At 49.5% G+C, this 20,965-nt stretch carries 25 protein-coding genes; 16 read left to right on the top strand and 9 right to left on the bottom strand.

The annotated features are described in order from the left end of the window. Nucleotides 1-3: 3 nt before the first annotated feature. From ACK5NH_RS04610 to ACK5NH_RS04565, 10 genes are all read left to right on the top strand, one after another. Nucleotides 4-2,541 carry an MMPL family transporter gene (locus ACK5NH_RS04610; protein ID WP_416918000.1) on the top strand — a complete coding sequence of 846 codons (2,538 nt, stop codon included), beginning with the start codon at nucleotides 4-6 and terminating at the stop codon, nucleotides 2,539-2,541. Continuing rightward, on the top strand, nucleotides 2,542-3,849 hold the full coding sequence (locus ACK5NH_RS04605; RefSeq protein WP_416917999.1) for an NAD(P)/FAD-dependent oxidoreductase: 1,308 nt from the start codon (nucleotides 2,542-2,544) through the stop codon (nucleotides 3,847-3,849). Between the two features lie 4 nt (nucleotides 3,850-3,853). After that, nucleotides 3,854-4,588 (top strand): DUF3261 domain-containing protein, encoded by a 735-nt coding sequence (locus tag ACK5NH_RS04600; RefSeq protein WP_416917998.1) that lies wholly within the window; start codon nucleotides 3,854-3,856, stop codon nucleotides 4,586-4,588. Between the two features lie 96 nt (nucleotides 4,589-4,684). After that, nucleotides 4,685-5,908 carry a beta-ketoacyl-[acyl-carrier-protein] synthase family protein gene (locus tag ACK5NH_RS04595; protein WP_416917997.1) on the top strand — a complete coding sequence of 408 codons (1,224 nt, stop codon included), beginning with the start codon at nucleotides 4,685-4,687 and terminating at the stop codon, nucleotides 5,906-5,908. A 5-nt stretch (nucleotides 5,909-5,913) separates the two neighbouring features. Continuing rightward, entirely contained in the window at nucleotides 5,914-6,453 is a 540-nt protein-coding gene (locus tag ACK5NH_RS04590; RefSeq protein ID WP_416917996.1) for a hotdog family protein, read from the top strand. Nucleotides 6,454-6,578: 125 nt separating this feature from the next. Further along, nucleotides 6,579-7,304 carry a 3-ketoacyl-ACP reductase FabG2 gene (locus ACK5NH_RS04585; protein ID WP_416917995.1) on the top strand — a complete coding sequence of 242 codons (726 nt, stop codon included), beginning with the start codon at nucleotides 6,579-6,581 and terminating at the stop codon, nucleotides 7,302-7,304. After that, nucleotides 7,305-8,558: a beta-ketoacyl-ACP synthase gene (locus ACK5NH_RS04580; protein WP_416917994.1), complete on the top strand. Its 1,254-nt coding sequence runs from the start codon at nucleotides 7,305-7,307 to the stop codon at nucleotides 8,556-8,558. It abuts the gene before it with no gap. 10 nt (nucleotides 8,559-8,568) lie between these two features. Continuing rightward, nucleotides 8,569-9,312 (top strand): hypothetical protein, encoded by a 744-nt coding sequence (locus ACK5NH_RS04575; RefSeq protein WP_416917993.1) that lies wholly within the window; start codon nucleotides 8,569-8,571, stop codon nucleotides 9,310-9,312. A 191-nt stretch (nucleotides 9,313-9,503) separates the two neighbouring features. Continuing rightward, nucleotides 9,504-9,746, top strand: a complete 243-nt coding sequence (locus ACK5NH_RS04570; protein WP_011621139.1) for a type II toxin-antitoxin system Phd/YefM family antitoxin — start codon at nucleotides 9,504-9,506, stop codon at nucleotides 9,744-9,746. An 8-nt stretch (nucleotides 9,747-9,754) separates the two neighbouring features. Then, on the top strand, nucleotides 9,755-10,054 hold the full coding sequence (locus ACK5NH_RS04565) for a type II toxin-antitoxin system RelE/ParE family toxin (RefSeq protein WP_416917992.1): 300 nt from the start codon (nucleotides 9,755-9,757) through the stop codon (nucleotides 10,052-10,054). 86 nt (nucleotides 10,055-10,140) lie between these two features. Here ACK5NH_RS04565 and ACK5NH_RS04560 read toward each other — a convergent pair whose 3' ends face one another. Continuing rightward, the gene (locus tag ACK5NH_RS04560) at nucleotides 10,141-10,305 is read right to left on the bottom strand and encodes a hypothetical protein (RefSeq protein WP_416918027.1); all 165 of its coding nucleotides are present in this window, start codon (nucleotides 10,303-10,305) and stop codon (nucleotides 10,141-10,143) included. Between the two features lie 101 nt (nucleotides 10,306-10,406). Continuing rightward, nucleotides 10,407-11,915, bottom strand: coding sequence for a KAP family P-loop NTPase fold protein (locus ACK5NH_RS04555; protein ID WP_416917991.1), 1,509 nt, complete (start codon nucleotides 11,913-11,915; stop codon nucleotides 10,407-10,409). Between the two features lie 607 nt (nucleotides 11,916-12,522). Between ACK5NH_RS04555 and ACK5NH_RS04550 the strand changes: the two genes are divergently transcribed. Further along, the gene (locus ACK5NH_RS04550) at nucleotides 12,523-12,978 is read left to right on the top strand and encodes a GNAT family N-acetyltransferase (protein ID WP_011715552.1); all 456 of its coding nucleotides are present in this window, start codon (nucleotides 12,523-12,525) and stop codon (nucleotides 12,976-12,978) included. Nucleotides 12,979-13,035: 57 nt separating this feature from the next. On the opposite strand, the gene ACK5NH_RS04545 is transcribed toward ACK5NH_RS04550, so the two are convergent. Next, entirely contained in the window at nucleotides 13,036-14,223 is a 1,188-nt protein-coding gene (locus ACK5NH_RS04545; protein ID WP_416918024.1) for a benzoate/H(+) symporter BenE family transporter, read from the bottom strand. Between the two features lie 129 nt (nucleotides 14,224-14,352). Here ACK5NH_RS04545 and ACK5NH_RS04540 point away from each other — a divergent pair, with 129 nt between their 5' ends. From ACK5NH_RS04540 to ACK5NH_RS04530, 3 genes are all read left to right on the top strand, one after another. Then, nucleotides 14,353-14,928, top strand: coding sequence for a helix-turn-helix domain-containing protein (locus tag ACK5NH_RS04540; RefSeq protein WP_416917990.1), 576 nt, complete (start codon nucleotides 14,353-14,355; stop codon nucleotides 14,926-14,928). 95 nt (nucleotides 14,929-15,023) lie between these two features. Next, on the top strand, nucleotides 15,024-15,347 hold the full coding sequence (locus ACK5NH_RS04535; protein WP_416917989.1) for a rhodanese-like domain-containing protein: 324 nt from the start codon (nucleotides 15,024-15,026) through the stop codon (nucleotides 15,345-15,347). A gap of 41 nt (nucleotides 15,348-15,388) precedes the next feature. Beyond that, nucleotides 15,389-15,553 (top strand): hypothetical protein, encoded by a 165-nt coding sequence (locus ACK5NH_RS04530; RefSeq protein WP_416917988.1) that lies wholly within the window; start codon nucleotides 15,389-15,391, stop codon nucleotides 15,551-15,553. A gap of 61 nt (nucleotides 15,554-15,614) precedes the next feature. On the opposite strand, the gene azoR is transcribed toward ACK5NH_RS04530, so the two are convergent. From azoR to ACK5NH_RS04500, 6 genes are all read right to left on the bottom strand, one after another. Next, nucleotides 15,615-16,211, bottom strand: coding sequence for an FMN-dependent NADH-azoreductase (azoR, locus tag ACK5NH_RS04525; protein ID WP_011621127.1), 597 nt, complete (start codon nucleotides 16,209-16,211; stop codon nucleotides 15,615-15,617). A gap of 133 nt (nucleotides 16,212-16,344) precedes the next feature. Further along, on the bottom strand, nucleotides 16,345-16,782 hold the full coding sequence (locus tag ACK5NH_RS04520; protein WP_416917987.1) for a thioesterase domain-containing protein: 438 nt from the start codon (nucleotides 16,780-16,782) through the stop codon (nucleotides 16,345-16,347). Nucleotides 16,783-16,821: 39 nt separating this feature from the next. Further along, nucleotides 16,822-17,259 (bottom strand): D-aminoacyl-tRNA deacylase, encoded by a 438-nt coding sequence (gene dtd, locus ACK5NH_RS04515; protein ID WP_416917986.1) that lies wholly within the window; start codon nucleotides 17,257-17,259, stop codon nucleotides 16,822-16,824. Nucleotides 17,260-17,274: 15 nt separating this feature from the next. Further along, complete coding sequence (locus tag ACK5NH_RS04510; protein ID WP_416917985.1) at nucleotides 17,275-17,889, bottom strand: hypothetical protein; 615 nt, start codon at nucleotides 17,887-17,889, stop codon at nucleotides 17,275-17,277. Beyond that, nucleotides 17,886-18,842: an alpha/beta fold hydrolase gene (locus ACK5NH_RS04505; RefSeq protein ID WP_416917984.1), complete on the bottom strand. Its 957-nt coding sequence runs from the start codon at nucleotides 18,840-18,842 to the stop codon at nucleotides 17,886-17,888. Before ACK5NH_RS04505 ends, ACK5NH_RS04510 begins: the two co-directional genes overlap by 4 nt. 45 nt (nucleotides 18,843-18,887) lie before the next feature. Continuing rightward, nucleotides 18,888-19,901, bottom strand: coding sequence for a virulence factor BrkB family protein (locus ACK5NH_RS04500; protein ID WP_416917983.1), 1,014 nt, complete (start codon nucleotides 19,899-19,901; stop codon nucleotides 18,888-18,890). 81 nt (nucleotides 19,902-19,982) lie between these two features. On the opposite strand from ACK5NH_RS04500, the gene ACK5NH_RS04495 reads away from it, so the two are divergent. Further along, the gene (locus tag ACK5NH_RS04495; protein WP_011627464.1) at nucleotides 19,983-20,204 is read left to right on the top strand and encodes a hypothetical protein; all 222 of its coding nucleotides are present in this window, start codon (nucleotides 19,983-19,985) and stop codon (nucleotides 20,202-20,204) included. Nucleotides 20,205-20,233: 29 nt separating this feature from the next. Beyond that, entirely contained in the window at nucleotides 20,234-20,887 is a 654-nt protein-coding gene (locus tag ACK5NH_RS04490) for a DUF2959 domain-containing protein (protein WP_416917982.1), read from the top strand. The last annotated feature ends 78 nt before the right edge of the window (nucleotides 20,888-20,965 follow it).

Here is a 20,965-nt window from a genome sequence, read left to right as displayed (position 1 = left end):
ATCATGGCGCCCAAGATTGCCACGCGTATTGGCCATAGCCTGATGCAAACCTCAACTAAATGGCGCTTCGCTATTTGGTTGTGTTTAATGCTGGCGGCGAGCCTGTGGACGCTGCAACTGTGGCAAAATGGGGCAAAGGTTCAAAGCGATATTCTCGCCATGTTGCCCCATCTTCAGCAGGACGCACTCACGGCGCGCGCACTCGAACAAGTGGAATCGACACTCGCCGATCAAGTGTATCTCGCCCTGATTGCCGAGGATGAGCCTCAGGCGATTGCGGCGGCCACACTCCTGATGGAGCAGCTTAAGACTCAAAACACCGCCTTTACCGATATTCGCAGCGCCGATCTGCAAATGGGTGAAGCCCTAGGGCAATTTTATTTCCCCTATCGCTTTAAACTGCTCACGCCTGAGCAAACCGATGCCTTAAGCCATAATGGCCTCGAGCGCTTAATTGCCTCAGCCACTCAGCAGCTCTACAACGCCTTTAGTTATGCCAATAGCCAACTCTTAACCCAAGATCCTTTGCTGTTGTTCCCCGACAATTTGCTCGCCCTTGCGCCCAGCTCGAAGCTGAGCGCAAGCCAAGGGATTTTACTTGCTCATCCACAAAGTGTTGATACCAAACAAGGTGTTGATACCAAACAAGGTCTTGATAATAGTGAAGGCGTGGCCGCCATTGTGATGGCAAAGGGCACAGAAAGTGCCTTTAACCCTAATGCGCAATTACGCCAGCAAGCGGCACTGACTCAGGCACTGAATGCCGTCAGCGCGCAATACCCCAGTATTAAAGTATTACAGGCGGGAGCGCTGTTCCATGCCATCGAGGCCACCAATACCGCTAAGAGTGAAATCTCTGTCCTCGGCCTCGCCTCTTTGCTTGGCGTAGTGTTATTGGTTTGGCTCGCCTTTCGTTCCGTGATGCCACTCTTGTTGGCGATGGTGACCATAGGCAGCGGCCTGCTGCTGGCGGTGACTTTTACCTTAAGTGTGTTCGGGGAACTGCATTTACTCACTCTCGTCTTTGGCACTAGCCTGATTGGGATTGCCATCGACTACAGCTTCCATTTTTACTGCGAGCGGTTAAGCGATAATGAGCGAAGCGCGCAGGCGACCGTGGCCTATATTTTCCCCACAGTGTCACTCGCGTTTATCACCAGTGCCTTGGCCTATGTCGGTATCGGTTTAGCGCCATTTCCCGGCATGCAGCAGGTAGCGATTTTCTGCGCCTCAGGCTTACTCGGCGCCTACCTGACGTTAGTGCTCGCCTATCCATTATTGGCGGACAGCAAGTTACCTTCGGGAGAGCGTCCGTTAACCCTCGCGCAAGCTTATCTTGCGAGACTCACCGGATTCTCCAATAAACTGGTCTCGCCATGGGGATTGAGTCTGTTTGCCTTAGTGCTCGTGGGAGTCTGCCTGTTGGGGATCAGCAAGCTTAACGTCGACGATGATATTCGCCATTTACAGCAAAGCCCTGCGAGCGTGACTGAGCCTGAAGACAAGCTCAGAAAATTACTCAGTGGCGGCACGGATAACCAGTTTTTATTGGTGCGCGCGCCCAGCGAAGAAGCCTTACTGCAACGACTCGAAGCCCTAAGTCCGCAGCTCGATGCCGCCATTAAACAGCAAGAGCTGGGCAACTATGTCAGCCTCAGCCGTTATCTGCCGAGCAAGCAAAAGCAGGATGCGGCGTATCAATTGCAGGGCAAGATTTACCAGTCGCAATTACCCACAGTGCTAAACAGCATTGGCCTAGATGACGGCCTAGCGCCAGAGCTTTCTGCCGCCTATCTTGCCGCCAAGGATAGCTATATCACCCCGACGGATTTTTTCGAACTTGGCCTAGGCAAGCAGTTAGCCCCACTCTGGCTTGCACCACAGGAATTAGCGCCGATTGGGCACTCAACAGAGCCAACGATCAGTCCTGATAATGCCAACCTAGGGAACGATAGCCATGGCGCCATAGTGCTGCTTGGTGGTATTGAAGATATTGCGGCCCTCAAGGCGCGCTTTGCCGAGGATCCGCAGGTACAGCTTATTGATAAGGTGGCGGATATCTCCACCGTGATGGGGCATTATCGCCTGCTTACCCTCAAGTTATTGGGGCTGGCGCTCGTTATCGCCCTTTTGCTATTTAGCCTGAGCTTTGGCGTTAAAAGAGCCACCCTAGTGGTCGCAGTACCCGCGCTGGCTGCGGTACTCACCTTGGCCATTTTAGGCTTAGTCGGCTCGCCCTTAAGCTTGTTTCATGCGCTGGCGCTGATTTTAGTCTTCGGGATTGGGATAGATTACAGTTTGTTCTTTGCCTCTGCAGCGCAACATGGCAAGGCAGTGATGATGGCGGTGTTTATGTCCGCCTGCTCGACCCTATTGGCCTTTGGCTTACTCGCCTTTAGCCAAACCCAAGCTATTCATTATTTTGGATTAACCCTATCCCTCGGCATAGGGTTTACCTTTGTACTTTCGCCATTGATTTTGACCACCAGTCAGGTTTTAACCACCAACAAGGTCTCGATACCTACAAGGAATGTTATTTAAATGTCCACATCTACCGCTGCAAGCTCCACACAGTCTCACTCCCTTTCCGTCGATGTGGCCATTATTGGTGCAGGCCCCTCGGGCTCGATTGCCGCTAGCCTATTGCATAAGCAAGGCAAACGGGTATTAGTGCTAGAAAAACAACACTTTCCACGCTTTTCTATCGGCGAGAGCCTGCTGCCCTGCTGCATGCAATTTATTGAAGAAGCGGGCATGTTAGAAGCGCTGAATGCGGCGGGATTCCAATATAAAAATGGCGCCGCCTTCCGACGCGATGGGGTGTATACCACCTTCGACTTTACCGACAAATTTACCCCAGGACCGGGCACAACCTTCCAAGTGCAAAGGGCAAACTTCGACAAATTGCTGGCCGATACTGCGGCAAGCTTTGGGGTGGAGATCCGTTACGGTGAAACCGTTGAGGCGATAGATTTAACTGCCGCACCACGTTTAACTGTGCGTAACGAGCAGGGCGAGCTGTACCAAGTTGAGGCGCAATATGTGCTCGATGCCAGTGGTTTTGGCCGAGTATTACCACGGCTGCTCGACCTCGAAACGCCGTCTTCACTGCCGACCCGCAGCGCTATCTTCACCCATGTTGAAGATAACATCAGCGATCCTAACTTCGACCGTAACAAGATTTTAATTAGCGTACACCCACAGCATCAGGATATTTGGTACTGGTTAATTCCCTTCAGCAACGGCCGCTGCTCACTCGGCGTAGTGGCTGAGCCGCAATTACTCGCGCGTCTCGAAGGCGATTTAGAGCAGCAGCTACTCACCATAGTCAAAGAAGAACCCGGCCTGAAAGCATTGCTAGCCAATGCCAAGGTCGCTCAGCCCTGTGCGACACTCAAGGGCTATTCCGCCAACGTATCGCGCCTCGCCACCGACAAATTTGCCCTGCTGGGCAATGCGGGCGAGTTTCTCGATCCGGTATTTTCATCGGGCGTGACAATTGCCATGCAGTCGGCATCCATGGCGGCGAAATGCGTGCTTAAACAGCTTAATGGCGATACAGTCGATTGGCCCGCCGAGTACTCGGCGCCGTTAATGCAAGGGGTGAACACCTTCCGCACTTATGTGCAGGCTTGGTACGATGGTCGCTTCCAAGATGTAATTTTTTACGAAAATCCGAATCCTAAAATCAAACAGATGATCTGCTCGATTTTGGCGGGCTATGCTTGGGATGTGCAAAATCCCTTTGTAAAAGATTCCGAGCGACGCCTGAATATGGTGGTCGAGCTATGTCGGCAAGAAGCCGAACTCAGTGCCGAACCTGCCGTTAGCGAATTAGCCGAGGTGTAATTCGATGCGCTTAAGCCTTAACGCCAAAGGTCGCCCCAAGGCGATAGCAACCTTTTCCCTGCTCCTTATCAGCCTAGGTTTGATGGGATGCAGCGAGCTGCTCTATCGGCAAACCTGTGTCAGTTTGGCGAAAGATATGCGTTACTGCTTAGCGCCACTGCCCCATGATTTTGGCCCTGCAACGAATAAACCGCTCACAAAGCCGCAGACAAATGATCCTAAAATTCAAGGCAATAGTCAGCAAGGTGACAGCAAAGCTGGGGTATCCTCGCCCCAGTCCTTTAGTCAGAAGGTGAGCATTAAGGTGGGCGATAACACCCACGAGCTACTCACCCAGCTCGAACTCGAAGGGGAACGGATGACGCTGGTCGGGCTCGCGCCCCTTGGGCAGGCATTGTTTACCTTAGTTTACGATGGGAATACACTCAGCAGTGAACAGAGTCTCTTGCTAGGGGATGAGTTTAAGGCCGAATACCTGATGGCGATGATGCAACTCATCTATTGGCCGGAGCAGAGTATTAAAAGCCATTTAGAGGGCGGCGAGTTAGTGACAGGACTGTGTGACGCAATTCCCTGTCGCCAGTTTTATAGCCAAGACACGCTGATCAGTCGCAGTGATAATCAGACTCAAGTGATACAGATCCGTTATCAGCAACAGACCAACGATGCTCTCTGGCAGGCGCACATTAATTTGACCATGCCACAGGCAAAATTTGAGTTAGAGATACAACCCATTTAATCGTCTTTTGACAATGCCATAGACACCCGTTAACAGCCAATCGATATGAGCTTTTAGCCTTGCTCACATCAAAGGCAATAGGTATAGCAAGCAGCAATGAACAACAGAGTCGCCATTACACAGATTGGATTGTGTACCCCGTTAGGGCAAACGCCCGAACAGGTGTTAGCCCGCTTGATTGCAGGCGATACCAGTGCCATGCAAACCAGCGACACCCTGCTATTTGGGGAGTCGACACTGGTCGCGCCCGTCACTGAGCCGTTACCGACGATACCTGCCGCACTGGCTCAATTCGATTGTCGTAATAATCAATTACTCCTGGTTGCCGCACTGCAAATTCGCGACGCCGTAGAGCAAGCCAAAAGTGACATTGGCGCCGACCGCATCGGCGTAGTCTTAGGCACCAGCACCTCTGGGATTTCGAAGGGCGAAGCCGCCTTGGCCTATCGCAATCAACACGGCCACTTCCCCGCCGATTACCATTACTTCCAGCAGGAACTGGGCAGCACCAGCGATTTTTTACGCCAGTTATTTGAGCTCCAAGGCCCTTGCTACACCATTTCGACCGCCTGCTCATCCAGCGCTAAGGTGTTTGCCAGCGCCAAACGCCTACTCGAGGCCAAGCTGTGCGATATGGTGATCGTCGGCGGTATCGACAGCTTGTGCCAACTGACAGTCAACGGGTTTCATGCCTTAGAATCAGTTTCCAAGGGACATTGCAATCCCTTCAGCGCCAACCGCGATGGCATCAATATCGGTGAAGGCGCCGCCCTATTTACTCTGACCCTAGCAGAAAACCAAGTGCTCGGAGAAGCGCAAGCGAACGTATTGCTTGCAGGCATAGGCGAATCGAGCGATGCGCACCATATGTCGGCACCGCACCCCGAAGGTGCGGGAGCAATTGCCGCCATGCAGGCCGCGCTTGATGATGCACAGATATCGGCGCAACAGATTGATTATATAAACCTACATGGCACAGCAACGCCTAAAAATGATGCGATGGAAAGCCGCGCCGTAGCCTCGGTATTTGGCAACACGCCGCCACCCGCAAGCTCAACCAAACCGCTGGTCGGCCATACCTTAGGTGCCGCGGGCGCGATTGAAGCCGCATTTTGTTATTTACTGCTCTCATCCCATAATCACCATCTTGCCCTGCCTCCCCACAGGTTTGATGGGCAGCAAGATCCACAGGATCCCAACATAGCTTTAGTCGCTCCCAAGCAATGCGCCGAGCATGGCAGGCTGAACTATGTGATGAGCAACTCCTTCGCCTTTGGCGGCAGCAATGCCAGCCTGATTTTTTGCCGTAAAGGGGCTTAAGTTTTATGTCCAGTTTTACCGATACTGCAATGCCAACCGCCGAGCCGATGTGGCTGCAACAATTAGCCGAGCAGAATATTGCTGATTTTATTCCGCACCGCGCGCCGATGATCTTGATTGATAAGATTATTCGCCATCAGCAGGATGCGCTCGAAACCGAAGTGATGATCACCCCTCAGAGTGCTTATTTTGACGAGCAACGTCAGGCCGTTCCCAATTATGTGGGTATCGAATACATGGCGCAGAGCATCGCTGCCCTCGCTGGCGTCGAGGCCAAACTGCGCCACGATAAAATCCGAGTGGGTTTTTTATTGGGATCGCGTAAATTAGCCTTGCACACAGCGCAGTACGAACTCAATCGCCGCTACCGCACTCGGGTTAAACGCCTCTATCAGGAAGAGTCGGGACTGGCGGTATTCGATTGCCAGATTTATCTGTTGCCCGAGGCGGGAGCGGAGCAAACACCACAACTCGTGGCCGAGGCCAATGTGAACGTGTTCCAACCCCAGGACACCCAAGCGTATATCGCCTCCAGTCAGGCTTAATGCCTGAATTGGCGCTCACAAGCGCCAAGCTTTAAACCGACGCAACGTCAGTCGCACTACAAAAGGATTTAGCCCTTTGATGCATAAACAACTCATCATCAAGCATCACGGGTGGAGAAATAAAGATGAATAACAGAGTATTAGTCACAGGTTCGAGCCGCGGTATTGGCAAAGCCATCGCCCTGAAACTGGCCGCGGCGGGCTACGATATCGCGCTGCATTATCACAGCAATCAGGCCGCAGCCAATGCCAGCGCCGCAGAGCTTAGCGCCCTTGGGGTGAACGTCAGCCTATTAAAGTTTGATGTTGCCGACCGCGCCGCCGTAAAAGCCGCCATTGAGGCCGATATCGAAGCCAATGGCGCCTATTATGGCGTGATACTCAATGCGGGCATCAACCGTGACAATGCCTTCCCAGCGATGAGCGAAACCGAGTGGGACAGCGTGATCCACACTAACCTCGATGGTTTTTATAATGTGATTCATCCCTGCGTTATGCCCATGGTACAAGGCCGCAAGGGCGGCCGCATCATCACCTTAGCCTCAGTGTCAGGCATTGCGGGCAACCGTGGTCAGGTCAATTACAGCGCCTCCAAGGCCGGGTTGATTGGCGCCACTAAGGCGCTGTCCCTAGAACTGGCCAAACGTAAGATCACCGTCAACTGTATCGCCCCAGGTTTAATCGAAACCGATATGGTGGCGGATATTCCTAAGGATATGGTCGAGCAGTTAGTGCCGATGCGACGCATGGGTAAACCGAATGAAATCGCCGCTTTAGCTGCCTTTTTAATGTCGGACGATGCCGCCTATATCACGCGCCAAGTAATTTCGGTGAATGGAGGCATGATCTAAATGACGCAGCGCAATCCCCTAGGCAGACGTGTCGTCGTTACCGGTATCGGTGGCATCAGCGCCCTAGGCCATGACTGGCCAAGTATCGCAAGCAGCCTTAAGGCACAAAAAAACTGTGTCGTGACGATGGCGGAATGGGACAAATACGACGGACTAAACACCCGCCTTGCTGCGCCCATTACTGACTTTGAGGTGCCGAGCCACTATTCCCGCAAAAAGATCCGCTCCATGGGACGCGTCTCGATTATGGCGACTCGCGCCAGCGAACTTGCGCTGATAGATGCTGGACTCTTGGACGATCCTATCGTCACCTCGGGGGAAATGGGCATTGCCTATGGTTCCTCCACTGGCAGTACTGATCCGCTGGTCGCCTTTGGCGATATGCTGAAAACTGGCGATATGTCAGGCGTCACCGCCACCAGCTATATCCGCATGATGGCACACACCACTGCGGTAAACGTGGGGGTTTTCTTTGGTCTTAAGGGACGCATTCATACCACCAGCAGTGCCTGTACTTCGGGCAGCCAAGGCATAGGCTACGCCTATGAGGCCATTAAATACGGGCAACAAACCTTAATGCTCGCGGGCGGCGGTGAAGAACTCTGCCCAACCGAGGCCGTGGTATTCGACACCCTATTTGCCACCAGCACCAAAAATGCCACCCCTGAGTTAACGCCTCGTCCCTTCGATGCCCATCGCGACGGTTTAGTGATTGGTGAAGGCGCTTGTACGCTGGTACTCGAAGAGTTAGAACATGCCATGGCGCGCGGCGCGAAAATTTACGCCGAGATCGTCGGTTTTGGCACTAACTCCGATGGCCAGCATGTGACTCAGCCCAATAGCGATACCATGGAAATCGCCATTCGCTTAGCCCTTAAGGATGCGGCGCTCACGCCCGATGCCATTGGCTATGTAAATGCCCACGGCACAGCGACCGACCGCGGTGATGTTGCCGAAACCCATGCGACCCATGCCGTCTTCGGTGCGGATATGCCGATTTCATCCCTTAAAAGCTACACAGGCCATACCTTAGGCGCCTGCGGCGCGTTAGAAGCTTGGGTGAGTATCGAGATGATGAATGCGGGCTGGTTTGCCCCGACGCTCAATCTCGACAATATCGCCCCAGAATGTGCCGCTCTCGATTACATTCGTAGCGAACCACGTGCGCTCGACACCGACTATGTGATGAGCAATAACTTCGCCTTTGGCGGCATTAACACCTCACTGATTTTTAAACGCTGGAAAACGACATAAGGACATACCAATGAAACCACTAGTAGCAAGCATATTACTCGGCATCAGCTTATTTAGCTCTCCCCTATGGGCAGAGGAATACACGGTTGAAACCTATCAAGAAATTTTTAAAGGTGACAATCAATTTAAGCAAAAACAAGCCATCGAAGCCCTGACGATTGCCGGATTATCCGATCCCGCCATTTACGATGCGTTAGAGGCCAAGCTGATCGAATCACTGCCCCTCGCCACCGAGAAAAATGCCATCGACTACAGCGCTTGGTTAGTCAAAGGCTTAGCTTACTCGGGTAATGACAAATACAGCGCGACCATCAGCAACATAGTCAATGGCAGCTACCACAAGAAACTAAAAAAATACGCATCACAGGCCCTTGAAAATCTTGCGCAATACAAGAAGTGGAACGCTATCTTAGCGGATAAGAGCCAATATGTGGCCGAGCAAAGCCCTAGGAACAATGCCTTTGCCAACGCCTTGAAAAGCGATGATTTAGAGCTTATGCGCCTCGCTGCTAAACGCATAATGGACGATCAAAACTACGATGATTTCCTATTAGAGCGCCTTAGCGTTGAGCTGAAAAATCCACGCTTAATGAGCAACGACAAGTTAGCCATCGACACCTACGCCAATATGGCCAAAGCCCTCGCGGCATCGGGCAATACTCAATACCGCGAAGTGATTGAAAATATTGCCAACAACAACCCAAATAAAAAGCTGAAAAGCTACGCCGAAAGCTATCTGAAAAAGTACTACTAATCCCTTTGGATGAGTAAAATCGTTAACAAAAAGCCGAGAATCATCTCGGCTTTTTATCTCTTTTGTAGGCAAATCATCATCAAGCGAATCAAGATAACCCATCTTTAGCACAAATCGCACGATTTAATCATTTTGACCATTTCGCTCAATAAACTATACTGCCACTGTCTTTCCAAAACGAGGCTTAACTCATGCAAACATTAACCGCCAATGACGCCAAACGAAATTTCGGTGAATTGCTGCTAAACGCTCAACGTGAACCCATCAAGATCAGCAAAAACAGTAAAGATGCGGTTGTGGTCATGTCTATCCACGATTACGAACAGCTTGAGGCGATGAAAGCGGATTACCTTAAGCACTGCTTCAACGCAGCTAAAGAAGATTTAGCGAAAGGTAATGTGGTTGATGGTGAAGATTTTCTTAACGCCCTATAACCACTCACATGAATAATAAACCCTATAAACTGAGTAGGTTAGCTCAGGCTCACTTACTGAAGATTAAAGACTACACCCTTCAACACTTTTCCGAGTCACAGTGGCACAAATACAAAGAAAGCCTAATATCCGGCTTGCAAATGTTAGCCGATAACCCCGGATTAGGCAGAAACTGCAACGATATTTACCCCAACGGTTTCTACTTTCCTATTGGTAAACACACCGCCTACTTCACCAAAGAAGACGACTTTATCCTTATCGTTGCCCTGTTAGGTCAACCACAGCTACCCCAAAATCATCTGAAATAGCCCCACCTCTTTCATAGATCTGAAGTATTTGCAGTAGGCGTGAGGCCAACTACTGTACTGGCTCGACGATATGCCGCGGAGTGAGGCTATTCATGATGCAGGCCCGATAACACACCAAGGAGTGAGGCAAACCATGGTATTGACTCAACGACACACAGCAAGTCCATCCTTGGATGCTCGACCGCCCCGTCCATGGGGCGAACGGTCGTCTCGCCAATCACCATGGTTTGCCTTTCGAGCACAGACAACATCTGAAAGCTTAAAAGACTAAAATCACATTAATAATCTGAAAGTAGAACAATTATAACTAAAAGCTAATATATTAAACGGTGTGAGGCTTATTATATTTTAATTATGAGAACTCATTAAACAGATGAAGATATTGCTCAAACTCACTTCCGGTTAAAAGTTTTACACTACCATTATCTTTCATCTTTCGGATTAATTTTTCAGTAGAGATTTCAAAACCAGTCTTATTACTTCGATGCAAACAAATAAGACTTTCCAGATACTCGCACTTCCCGAATTTATCAAACTTGCTTATTAAGTTTGCTAAGTTACTATGAAAAGCCTGTTCCATGTTATAAAGATGACTAGGCTGACAAGCATGTCCTCTAATATTAACAATATTATTCCAAACTGAAGTGTACTGTTCCAGAGCCTTTTGCGCATTATCTCCATTTGGATCGCCGATATAACTAATCTCGCGTTCACATCCAGCCCAATTATATTTGCCAGAACGATACATAAGCACATAATTCAACTTGATCTTTGGGTAAAGTTCGTAACTAAAAACACTTCCAACGAGCTCTATAAAGGAAAAAGCTGTGTTTGATGGTAAATTAACTAAAGCAGCGTCTAACCTAGCGCAAAGTTGTTCCGTTCTTCGCAATGAAACCTGATGAAAAGCACAAAATAGTGCGACTATCTCGTACGCAACATCTTTAGTTACTGCAGGGTACATTAGTACTGGATTAAACTCGATTATCGAGAAAAAATTATTCGCCTTGATAAAATCTAAATACTTTGGTTCAGATAGAGTTAACCGCCTTTGAAAAAATCGGCTTAGATACTCCTCGGAATCAAATTGTTCTCCATAAACAGCCTTAATTGAACACTCCAACTGTTTAGTATCTGTAGACATCACGAAAACCAACTTAGGAATATCAAACAAATGTTTTATCACCTCAAGCATTTCAATTGCATATGTAGGTCGACAGCGATCTAATTCATCAATAAAAATATAAACTTTATTTTTATTAGACAGTTCACAAACTTGCTTTATTAAATTAGATAACTCCGTTTTAAACTCAACGGCAAACTCTTTATGCTTGTTATGTATTGAAAATATCTCTCTCCCAAACTCGCCTAAACGATTCTTTGATACACTTTGATCATTAACCGTATCTTTAACTGCCACACCAATTTCTTTAAGTAAATCGCCAAACTCACTACCTAGAAAATGTTTACCTAAAGCCATGGTGATTACTGGCAAAAAGTTTTTTGCTAACTTCCAGCCAGCATTGAATATTTTACTTTCGGTTTCCGAAAAGTCTGTTATTCCACTCTGACATTTTAATTTAGTCAACAGTTCAGCGGTGACAAGGGCAAGTGGATCGTTTAGATAATCAGATTCCCATGCGTCGATTTTGATCGCAACATATCTTTGCTCCCCAAGTTTACGACACCAATTATCGACAAAGAAGGTCTTCCCCGTACCCCACGCGCCGTTAAGATTCGCTACATATGCTTTTTCATCACTTCGAGTATCCAAGTACTTCGTAAACGCATCAGCCTGCTTCTCTCGAATTTGCCTGTAAGCACAGGTTGAAAAAGCTAGTGAAGATGTAGAGTCGTTCATGAGTTTTTATTCCATATTTTGTATACTTTGCGGCTCAATGTTACTGCCAATCAATATCTCCTAATTAGTTTCTCTTTTATATGATATTTAACGCTCAAATAACACTGAAATCAAAGGAGTACACCATCCCCTCGGAGTTGCCGCAGGGCGAATAGACAAATTGCGTGAGTCTCGCCATGGATGGCGAGCTAGCTTTCGCAGGTGCAGGGACGCATCCTTCGGAAGCGATAGCAAATTTGGCTATGAGCACAAGGGGCTTTCAACTCCGTTAGGGGCGTCTTGGAGCATCCAAGGAGGATAGGACGAGCAGTCCTCCTTGGTCGGGTGTGGGGTGAAACCCCACGACTTTGATTTTATCTAAAAATCCAAACTAAGTTGGGAAAGATCTAGGGGCGATTTTTCTAGCATTTACCAGGTCTATAGAAAAGAAAGCAAATAAAACAGGAAGTTATTTCTCTTGCTATAAAGACTGATATCAACCTCTTCCCTAAATGTTGGCCTACCCTTTGCTTAGTCACCGCAGCGTTTTAACCCTAAAAACAACCAAGCACGTTAACGCTATGATGGATAAGCGACAACACAGGGAATTTTAATCTTGAGAGCAACAATGAAAATAATACTAGATGATCTTAAAGGGCCTGAAATTGCAGCACTTTTAACTGAACACCTTGAAGATATGCGAGCAACCTCGCCGCCGGAGAGTGTGCACGCATTAGACCTTGATGGCCTGCGCCAACCCAATATTCGCTTTTGGACACTGTGGGATGGCCGAAATCTGGCGGGCTGCGGTGCACTAAAATGGTTAGATGCCGAGCACGCCGAGATCAAATCGATGCGTACCGCCGCCACCTACAAACAACAGGGGATTGCTTCTAAGGTATTGCAGCACTTGATCAATGATGCCAAAGCCGCAGGCGTGCAGCGCCTCAGTTTAGAAACGGGCTCAATGGCCTTTTTCCAACCCGCCCGTAACCTGTATGCCAAATTTGGCTTCGAGCTGTGCGGCCCCTTTGCCGATTACGTGCTCGACCCCAATAGCCTGTTTATGACAAAAAAGCTCTAGGCCTCAACACACATCAATCCACTTACATGGCGACACGCAGTCTAGACCTGACCACGGCTAAGCTTTTGCCTGTTTAGCTGTGGTTAAGGCGCGATGCTTGTGCCAGTAATGCATTAAAAATCCGAGTAATAATCCCCAGAAGGCGCTGCCGATCCCCAATATACTCACGCCTGAGGCGGTGACGAGAAACGTAATCACAGCCACCTCTCGCTCGTCGTTATCCGCGAGCGCAGCGGTCAGACTGTTACCTATGGTGCCAAGCAGCGCTAATCCTGCAATCGCGAGCACCAATTCCTTCGGAAATGCGGCGAAGAGCCCCACCACAGTTGCGCCGAGTAGACCTGTTATCAAATAAAAGACTCCGCCCCACACCGCCGCCCAATAACGAGTTGCGGGGTTAGGGTCCGCCTCTTTTCCCATACAAATCGCCGCCGTAATCGCCGAGAGATTAAAAGCAAAGCCGCCAAAGGGTGCAAACAATACGCCCATCAGACCCGTCACGGTAATTAATGGCGAGATAGGCGGACGATAACCATGGCCGTGAAGCGCGGCCACTCCAGGCATATTCTGCGAAGCCATAGTCACCACAAATAAGGGCAGCGCCACGCCCACCACGCTGGCGATAGAAAACGTAGGCGCTATCCATACGGGGGCGGCGAATTGCAGCTCAAGCTTATCTAGTTGCAATAAATTCAATTGATAACTCATCCCTATCCCCGCAACGAGGGTGAGTAACATAATGTAGCGCGGCGCCCAGGGTTTAAGCACAACAAATACCAATAACATCAAGAGGATTAGACTCAGCTGAGTCTGCATGGCTTGAAACAGCCCTAAGCCAAACTGCAATAAAATCCCCGCTAACATGGCCGCCGCCACTGACGGTGGCATGATACGAATAAGCTTATCCATCCAGCCTGCCAAGCCGCAGAGGGTGATCAACAAAGAGCTAATAAGAAAGGCACCTACGGCTTCGTGGATACTCAATCCCGCAAGGCTGCTGACCATCAGCGCCGCTCCGGGGGTCGACCATGCCGTAAGCACCGGATTTTTATAGTAGAGAGATAGACCAATACTGGTGACCCCCATGCCGACACCTAAGGCCCACAACCATGAACTCATCTGTGCCGATGTCGCGCCCACAGCGTCCGCCGCCTGCAGGATAATCACCGCAGAACTGCTGTAGCCTACCAGCACGGCAATAAAGCCCGCCGATATTTTTGATAGTCCCAAAGCCTCGCGCCACATCATCCCTACTCCTCCGCCTACCTTTGTCTTGATCATCGAACCACTCCTTGTGCGCTATAACGCACAAGATGGACAAGATAGCACTTGTGCGTTATAACGTACAAATAATTTTTTAAGCGTCAGAACCTAATGCAGACCATCAACAGTTATCTTGCCGCGGCCCTAAAACAACTGCGCAGCCAAAAGGGTTGGAGCTTAGATAAAGCGGCACTCGAGACAGGCGTAAGCAAGGCCATGATAGGCCAGATTGAGCGCGGCGAATCCAGCCCCACCATTGCTACCCTGTGGAAAATTGCCAGCGGTTTTAATACCTCACTCTCGACCTTTCTGGAACCGACACCCGAGAGCCAAGGTGCCGTCTTTCGTAACGCCGATGCATTACGCCAAAAGCCAGCGACCGACGGCATGTTAGTGGCGTCGCTATTTCCCTTTGAGCCACGTTTTGGTTTTGAGATGTTTGAACTCACCCTATTGCCGCACTATGAGCGCCTCTCCGAGCCCCATGAGGCGGGAGTGACCGAGCATGTGATCGTGCTGAGCGGTACTATGGAAGTGTTAGTCGATGGCCAGTGGCAGCCATTACAGCAGGGCGAAGCCGTGCGCTTTGCCGCCGATAAACCCCATGGTTACCGCAACTTAAGCGATCACCACGTAGTATTTCATGATCTAATCCACTACCACAGAGCAGCGCCAGCCTCCGAGTAACGCCGACAAGCCAAGTGCCCAACAGATTGCCGCTTGCGCCCGCCAGTTCATTAGAATAAACTTATTTAAAATTTTCTAATCATAGAGGCAAAGCTATGTTTCAATCTTTACTGGCTAAATTATCTGGTAGCAGCAACGGTGAAAAATGTTGGCAATTGATTGATCAAGGTGCGCGCGTTATCGACGTGCGCTCACCGGAGGAGTTTGCCTCGGGTCATTTGCCTCAGGCCATCAACGTGCCGCTGCCTGCGCTAGACCAATGGTTACATCAGGTTGAAAATAAACAGCATCCCTTTGTGCTTTACTGCGGCGCAGGCATTCGTGCCCAAAAGGGCTGCGATATTTTAAGGGCCAATGGTTTTGAATGTGTGGTCAACGGTGGCTCGCTAAAAGATTTACTGTGCTGCCAGCCAAGTTAAGGCCTAAGCCAAGCAAACCAACTATGCGTGAGGAGGTGCAGATGACAACAAAGTGCCCACGCCCACCTAGCGGCGAACAACCGACGCAGTCCAAAGTGGTTCGCGAAACCCGCTACAGCGTGAGCCGCAACCGCGGCCAAGCCAGCACTAAGGTGCGCTATATCGAAACCAGCGCTATGTCTCTTGGCTGCAAGCTGTGCGAATAATCGCTTGCTGCAGAAACAAAAATGCCAGCATTTACGCTGGCATTTTTTATTATCTTTACGATTAAACGGTTAACGCATCGAGGCTTTGTTTCGCTTCGCTGATACCTTTTTGGTTGGCTTCTGGGCCCATGTTCAGCGCTTCGCCATAAACCACTTCCACGTCGGTGATACCGATAAAGCCGAGGAAAGTCTTTAAGAAAGGCACAATGTGATCCGTTGGACCATCTTTATGGGCGCCACCACGGGTGGTGATCAACACGGCGCGTTTACCTTCCACTAAGCCTTTAGGACCGTTTTCGGTATAAGTGAAAGTCACACCTGCACGGGCCACAAAATCAATCCAGTTTTTCAGCTGGGTTGGAATGTTGAAGTTGTACATAGGCGCGGTGATCACGATAGTGTCGTTCGCTTTTAACTCTTCAACTAAGGCGTTAGACAGGTCAAGCATCTCTTGCTGACGCGCGGTTAAATCGTCGCCGCCACGTAGACCTGAAGCAATTTCACCATCAACCATTGGCAGTACATCTTTACCGGCCAGATCGCGAACCGTGATGGTCGCGCCTTGGTCTTCCCATTTACCGATTAAGTGGTCAACTAACAAGGCAGATTGTGAATAACCGCCAAGAATACTGGATTTTAATACTAGGACTTTAGACATAATCTGCTCCGAAAATTGAAATTCTTGAGAGTCTTTCAGCTCGCTCTCGACTCTATGGGCTTAGTTTATTAGCCCATAAAAGAGAAAAAAAGCGGATAAAATATGAGATTAAATTCGATTTTTTAGAAAGATTTTACATTTTAGGCACACTAACATACAAGCCATCGAACTGGGCGCAGAGTTTTCCTTCGCAAAAGAGTTGAACCTCAAGCTTTGCCTTGGCTTTTCGCCCCCGTTGCAGCGGGCTTAAATCCGTATCAGGCCAACACACTTTAACCTCAGGCGCACAAGTCACTGGCGCCATATAGCGGATATGGGCATCGGCTAGCACTATGTCACCATCCACACCTTGAAGCTGCTGTTGCAACCACACCATACCCCAGCCAGTGAGCGTCATAATGGTATAAATGCTGCCCGCAAACATGGTGTAATGCAGATTGATATTCGGTGCCAGTGGCGCACTCACGCGCAGCTCCCCTTCGACAAAGGAGACTGGCGTTATCTGCATAAATTCACTAACGGGAATGGTACTGTGCCAGGTCTGGCGCAATTGGTTTAATAATTCATCCATGTGCATGTCCTTACTACCATTGACACATTTTCCTGTGGGTTACACCTGCAAATTGAAGGTCACTGGACCATCGTTGACCAGTTCGACCTTCATATCGGCACCAAATTGCCCCATTTCTGTGGTAACACCCTGCGCGCGGCAAAAGGCAACGAATTCTTCATACAGGCCAAGCGCTTGCTCTGGAGTGCCCGCACCCGAAAAACTGGGTCTCAGGCCACGGCCAGTATCAGCGGCTAAGGTAAATTGAGAGACCACTAAAAGTGAGCCACCCGCCTGAGTTAAATTGAGATTCATCTTGCCGTTTTCATCGGAAAACACCCGATAACTCATTACCTTAGTGGCTAACTTTTCCATTTTTCCGCGGTTATCTTCCCGCTCAACCCCGAGCAAGACTAACAAACCCTTATCGATTGCAGCTATGGTTTGATTGTCCACCACCACGCTGGCGCGGCTCACTCTTTGAATTAAGGCGATCACAACTTTTCCTTCAGATTAAGACTTAACAACGGGCATCAAGGGGATAGGACGCAGATACTGCTGCACGCCTTCGGGCAGTGACAGGGCGATTTGTGCCAAGCCGCCATCGGTCCATATCATAAAGCGGCGCAGCTCCTCGATTTCGACCTTATCGGCAAAGGTCACTGTACCTTGGATTTGGATCACTGCCCCTTGGTCACGCAGCACAAATTTAGCGAAGTTTAACTTGGCATTCAGCTCGCCAATCACAGCGGGTAGCTCAGGATTGGCCTGCAACTGCGGATGCACCGCATAAAAACGGTTCATCAGGATACGGTCAATCCCCGCGGCATTCATACTGGGTTCGAGCATAAAGTCATTGTTGCCGAACTGTACCGCAACCTTATCCGCTCCGACTTTGGTCGCCAAATAGTTTGCATTGATTAAGGCCTGATACAAGGTATCGGCGGCGGCCTCGTTGGTCATTCCGGCCAATTGCACCACTTTAGGCGCCACGGGAGCGTGCGCCTCGGTCGATTCGACAACCGGAGATGACTGTGTAGATAAATCGCCCTCAGATTTTTGAGGGGATGAGGTGGCCGCGCAGGCAGTTAATCCTAAAATGGCGGCAATAATAACGGCTAATTTCATGCTAGCTCCAATCGCTTTATCCAAGTCCACATGGCTTGGATTTCGAGTGTGACGGCAAGTGAGAGTATTTCACTATTCTGCGAATGCCCACCATCGACAATACTGTGGATTTCTATCCTATGATTGCCGATTTTTGCCAAGAAGGCGGCTAATAAGCGTGCCGGACAGACGGCATCCTGCGTGCCTTGTAATAGCAGAGTACGCGCTGTGACTTGAGATGTCACCCGTTGTAATACTCTGAACATATTGAAATAATCATTCTGTGCATAGTGCAGTTCTATCTGAGCTAAGGCCAGTAGAGGTGCTGTAAGCCGCTTGGGCAAGCCCGTTGGCGCCCCTGCTAAAGTTAACTCCCATTGGATCCAACGGCGAGCAAATTCGTGGCAAGTTTCTTCATCTTGGGCGTTAAATCCTAACTGATAGTGCGTAAATAAATCCGCCAATCCAATAGAGGGCGCAGCAAATTCACGGTAAGCCTGCGGATATAACTGCGCCGCCCCCGATGGTGCATAGAGCCATTCAATCCCAGCTTTAGAGGGAATAAACAGCGCCCATAACACTTGAGCTATCACTCGCTGCGGAAATAAACCACTGTAAATTAAGGCTAAGGTGGCGCCAAATGAGCCACCCGCTAAGCACCAACGCTCTATGCCTAAATGAATACGAATCGCCTCAATATCGCAGATAAGCCCATTTAAATGATTATGTTCCAACTCACCAGCAGGCAGAGATTGCCCTGCGCCACGTTGATCCAACAGTAAAATCCAGTAATGCTCGGGGTTAAATAGACTCAGTTCACTGACCGAAGTTCCCGCCCCAGGGCCGCCATGCAAATAAAGCAGTGGCATCCCCTGTGGATTACCATATTGGGCAAGGTGCAACTGCTGCCCATTGCCCATCATCAGCCAATCACGGCGGATAAAAGGAGCAAGATGATGGGCGTCAGTGATCATAAGCGGGATAAGGCTCGTTGAACGTATTGGTGAATGGTAACTTAGCTACTGCTTATCCAGTGTAGTCGATTGCGGTGCGTTTGCAGCAAGTTCATCTGTCGCTTCAATCACTTGGCTTGACTGAGCGAATGTGGTTTCGGGCTGCGCGGCGGCCGCATCCTGCGTTGCAAGAGGCTGACCATCTAGATTGGTTTCATTAATATCGCTGCTGGACTCATAGTCCAAATACTCAGGCATAGCGGCGGTAATTTCGGCGCCCAGCAACACTATCATCCAAGATAAATATACCCAAACAAACAGGATAGGAATGGTCGCCAATGCGCCGTAAATGGCCTCATAGCTAGGGAATTTAGTCACATACAGCGCAAAGCCCTTTTTCCCCAACTCGAATAGCAAGGCCGCCACGACAGCACCCAATAGCGCGTGCCAAAACTTCACCTTTTGATTTGGCACCACCATATAGAGCAGTAAGAATGCCGCCACCGAAAACAACATGGGCAAACGCTCGATAAATAACGGCATCACACCGGATAGGGTATCGCCCTCAAACAGTTTTAATGACACTACATAAGAGGTCGCGACTAGGCTCGCGCCCACCAGCACTGGGCCTAAGGTAATCACCATCCAATACATGGAAAAGGCCACGACCACCGAACGTTTTTCCTTAGTGCGCCAAATATTATTCAGCGATTTATCGATGGCGGAGATCAGCATAATCGCTACCACCACGAGAGCCGCGATCCCCACTGCCGTGCCCTTAGAGGCATTGCCAACAAATTCATTAATATAGACTTGTACCGTATCGCCCGCCGCGGGCAGAAAATTCTCGTAAACGAAGGCTTCAATTTGACCACGGATCCCCTTAAACACAGGGAAAGCCGAAAGCATGGACATAGTCACGGCGACCATAGGCACAAGGGATAAGAGGGTGACATAGGCCAAGTGACCCGCACGGATGTTGATTTGATCTTCCACTAAACGCTGGCGTAAATGCAGCAGGAAGCGCCAGATCCCGAGGAATAAGACTTGAATTTGTGCCAGTTCTATCTTCTTAGTCACGGGTTTCTCTTGATTCTGTTGGTATTGACTCGTTATCTTCGTACAATAAACACTTAATTTACAAGTCTAAGGAGTGAATTGATGTCACAACAAGGATCTGCGGGCAATGTTATCGCCGCTATCGCTAGTCTGTTTTTTCCCGGCCTAGGTCAACTGGTACAGGGACGAATTTTGGCTGCATTGCTGTTTTTCGTGGTCACTGTGGTTGGCTATGCTCTTTGGTGGTTAGTTGTTCCAGCAGTAATAGGTGCTATCTTTCACCTCTGGAGCATCATCGATGCGGCGCGCTTTAAGGCCGACTAACTTCATCTGACTCAGTGACGGAATACCCAATGAAAAGATTGATCACCTCTAGCCTGATGGCGGCAACACTATTGCTGACGGGCTGCCAGAGTGCCTATTACGGCGCCATGGAAAAAGTTGGCTACCACAAGCGCGACATTATGGTCGACAGAGTGAAGGCCGCCAAAGAATCCCAAGAGGATGCCCAAAAAGAGTTCAGCTCGGCACTCGAGGAGATGCAAGCCCTACTCAACCACAATGGTGGCAATCTCGAAAAGGCATATAACAAGGCCAAAGATGAATACGAATCTGCCCAAAGCGCCGCCGATGATGTGAGCAATCGTATCAATAAAGTCGAAGATGTTGCCGAGGCGTTATTCGATGAGTGGCAAGCCGAAATCGGTGAGATCAGTAAAGCTAGCCTGCGTCGCAACAGCGAAACTAAGCTCAAGGAAACTCGCCGTTCCTACGAGCAATTGATGAAAACCATGCGCCGCGCCGAATCTAAGATGCCGCCAATTCTCACCGCCATGAAAGACAATATGCTGTATTTAAAGCATAACTTGAATGCTCAAGCGATTGGCGCAATTAAAGGAGAATTTGCCAGTCTACAGACGGATATTTCCGGCCTAATCAAAGAGATGAATAAATCGATCAACGAGTCGACCAAGTTTATCGAGGCCCTCGAAAACTCTAAAGGCTAACGCTCGCCTCGTATATACCTTGTTAGCTCAACCAAGGGCTGACAAGGTTAATATGATCTACAGACCTTTTCACACGCT

Origin of the sequence: Shewanella sp., assembly GCF_047975355.1 — a bacterium.
Taxonomy (GTDB): Bacteria; Pseudomonadota; Gammaproteobacteria; order Enterobacterales; family Shewanellaceae; genus Shewanella.
The sequence above is the reverse complement of the archived record's forward strand: the minus strand, read 5'-3'. Positions and strand labels throughout refer to the sequence as shown.

What these genes read in the sequence shown, in the direction of transcription:
- ACK5NH_RS04610 (WP_416918000.1), top strand. Translation starts at nt 4, where the DNA reads ATGGCGCCCAAGATTGCCACGCGTATTGGCCATAGCCTGATGCAAACC.
- ACK5NH_RS04605 (WP_416917999.1), top strand. Translation starts at nt 2,542, where the DNA reads ATGTCCACATCTACCGCTGCAAGCTCCACACAGTCTCACTCCCTTTCC.
- ACK5NH_RS04600 (WP_416917998.1), top strand. Translation starts at nt 3,854, where the DNA reads ATGCGCTTAAGCCTTAACGCCAAAGGTCGCCCCAAGGCGATAGCAACC.
- ACK5NH_RS04595 (WP_416917997.1), top strand. Translation starts at nt 4,685, where the DNA reads ATGAACAACAGAGTCGCCATTACACAGATTGGATTGTGTACCCCGTTA.
- ACK5NH_RS04590 (WP_416917996.1), top strand. Translation starts at nt 5,914, where the DNA reads ATGTCCAGTTTTACCGATACTGCAATGCCAACCGCCGAGCCGATGTGG.
- ACK5NH_RS04585 (WP_416917995.1), top strand. Translation starts at nt 6,579, where the DNA reads ATGAATAACAGAGTATTAGTCACAGGTTCGAGCCGCGGTATTGGCAAA.
- ACK5NH_RS04580 (WP_416917994.1), top strand. Translation starts at nt 7,305, where the DNA reads ATGACGCAGCGCAATCCCCTAGGCAGACGTGTCGTCGTTACCGGTATC.
- ACK5NH_RS04575 (WP_416917993.1), top strand. Translation starts at nt 8,569, where the DNA reads ATGAAACCACTAGTAGCAAGCATATTACTCGGCATCAGCTTATTTAGC.
- ACK5NH_RS04570 (WP_011621139.1), top strand. Translation starts at nt 9,504, where the DNA reads ATGCAAACATTAACCGCCAATGACGCCAAACGAAATTTCGGTGAATTG.
- ACK5NH_RS04565 (WP_416917992.1), top strand. Translation starts at nt 9,755, where the DNA reads ATGAATAATAAACCCTATAAACTGAGTAGGTTAGCTCAGGCTCACTTA.
- ACK5NH_RS04560 (WP_416918027.1), bottom strand. Translation starts at nt 10,305, where the DNA reads ATGTTGTCTGTGCTCGAAAGGCAAACCATGGTGATTGGCGAGACGACC.
- ACK5NH_RS04555 (WP_416917991.1), bottom strand. Translation starts at nt 11,915, where the DNA reads ATGAACGACTCTACATCTTCACTAGCTTTTTCAACCTGTGCTTACAGG.
- ACK5NH_RS04550 (WP_011715552.1), top strand. Translation starts at nt 12,523, where the DNA reads ATGAAAATAATACTAGATGATCTTAAAGGGCCTGAAATTGCAGCACTT.
- ACK5NH_RS04545 (WP_416918024.1), bottom strand. Translation starts at nt 14,223, where the DNA reads ATGTGGCGCGAGGCTTTGGGACTATCAAAAATATCGGCGGGCTTTATT.
- ACK5NH_RS04540 (WP_416917990.1), top strand. Translation starts at nt 14,353, where the DNA reads ATGCAGACCATCAACAGTTATCTTGCCGCGGCCCTAAAACAACTGCGC.
- ACK5NH_RS04535 (WP_416917989.1), top strand. Translation starts at nt 15,024, where the DNA reads ATGTTTCAATCTTTACTGGCTAAATTATCTGGTAGCAGCAACGGTGAA.
- ACK5NH_RS04530 (WP_416917988.1), top strand. Translation starts at nt 15,389, where the DNA reads ATGACAACAAAGTGCCCACGCCCACCTAGCGGCGAACAACCGACGCAG.
- azoR (WP_011621127.1), bottom strand. Translation starts at nt 16,211, where the DNA reads ATGTCTAAAGTCCTAGTATTAAAATCCAGTATTCTTGGCGGTTATTCA.
- ACK5NH_RS04520 (WP_416917987.1), bottom strand. Translation starts at nt 16,782, where the DNA reads ATGGATGAATTATTAAACCAATTGCGCCAGACCTGGCACAGTACCATT.
- ACK5NH_RS04510 (WP_416917985.1), bottom strand. Translation starts at nt 17,889, where the DNA reads ATGAAATTAGCCGTTATTATTGCCGCCATTTTAGGATTAACTGCCTGC.
- ACK5NH_RS04505 (WP_416917984.1), bottom strand. Translation starts at nt 18,842, where the DNA reads ATGATCACTGACGCCCATCATCTTGCTCCTTTTATCCGCCGTGATTGG.
- ACK5NH_RS04495 (WP_011627464.1), top strand. Translation starts at nt 19,983, where the DNA reads ATGTCACAACAAGGATCTGCGGGCAATGTTATCGCCGCTATCGCTAGT.
- ACK5NH_RS04490 (WP_416917982.1), top strand. Translation starts at nt 20,234, where the DNA reads ATGAAAAGATTGATCACCTCTAGCCTGATGGCGGCAACACTATTGCTG.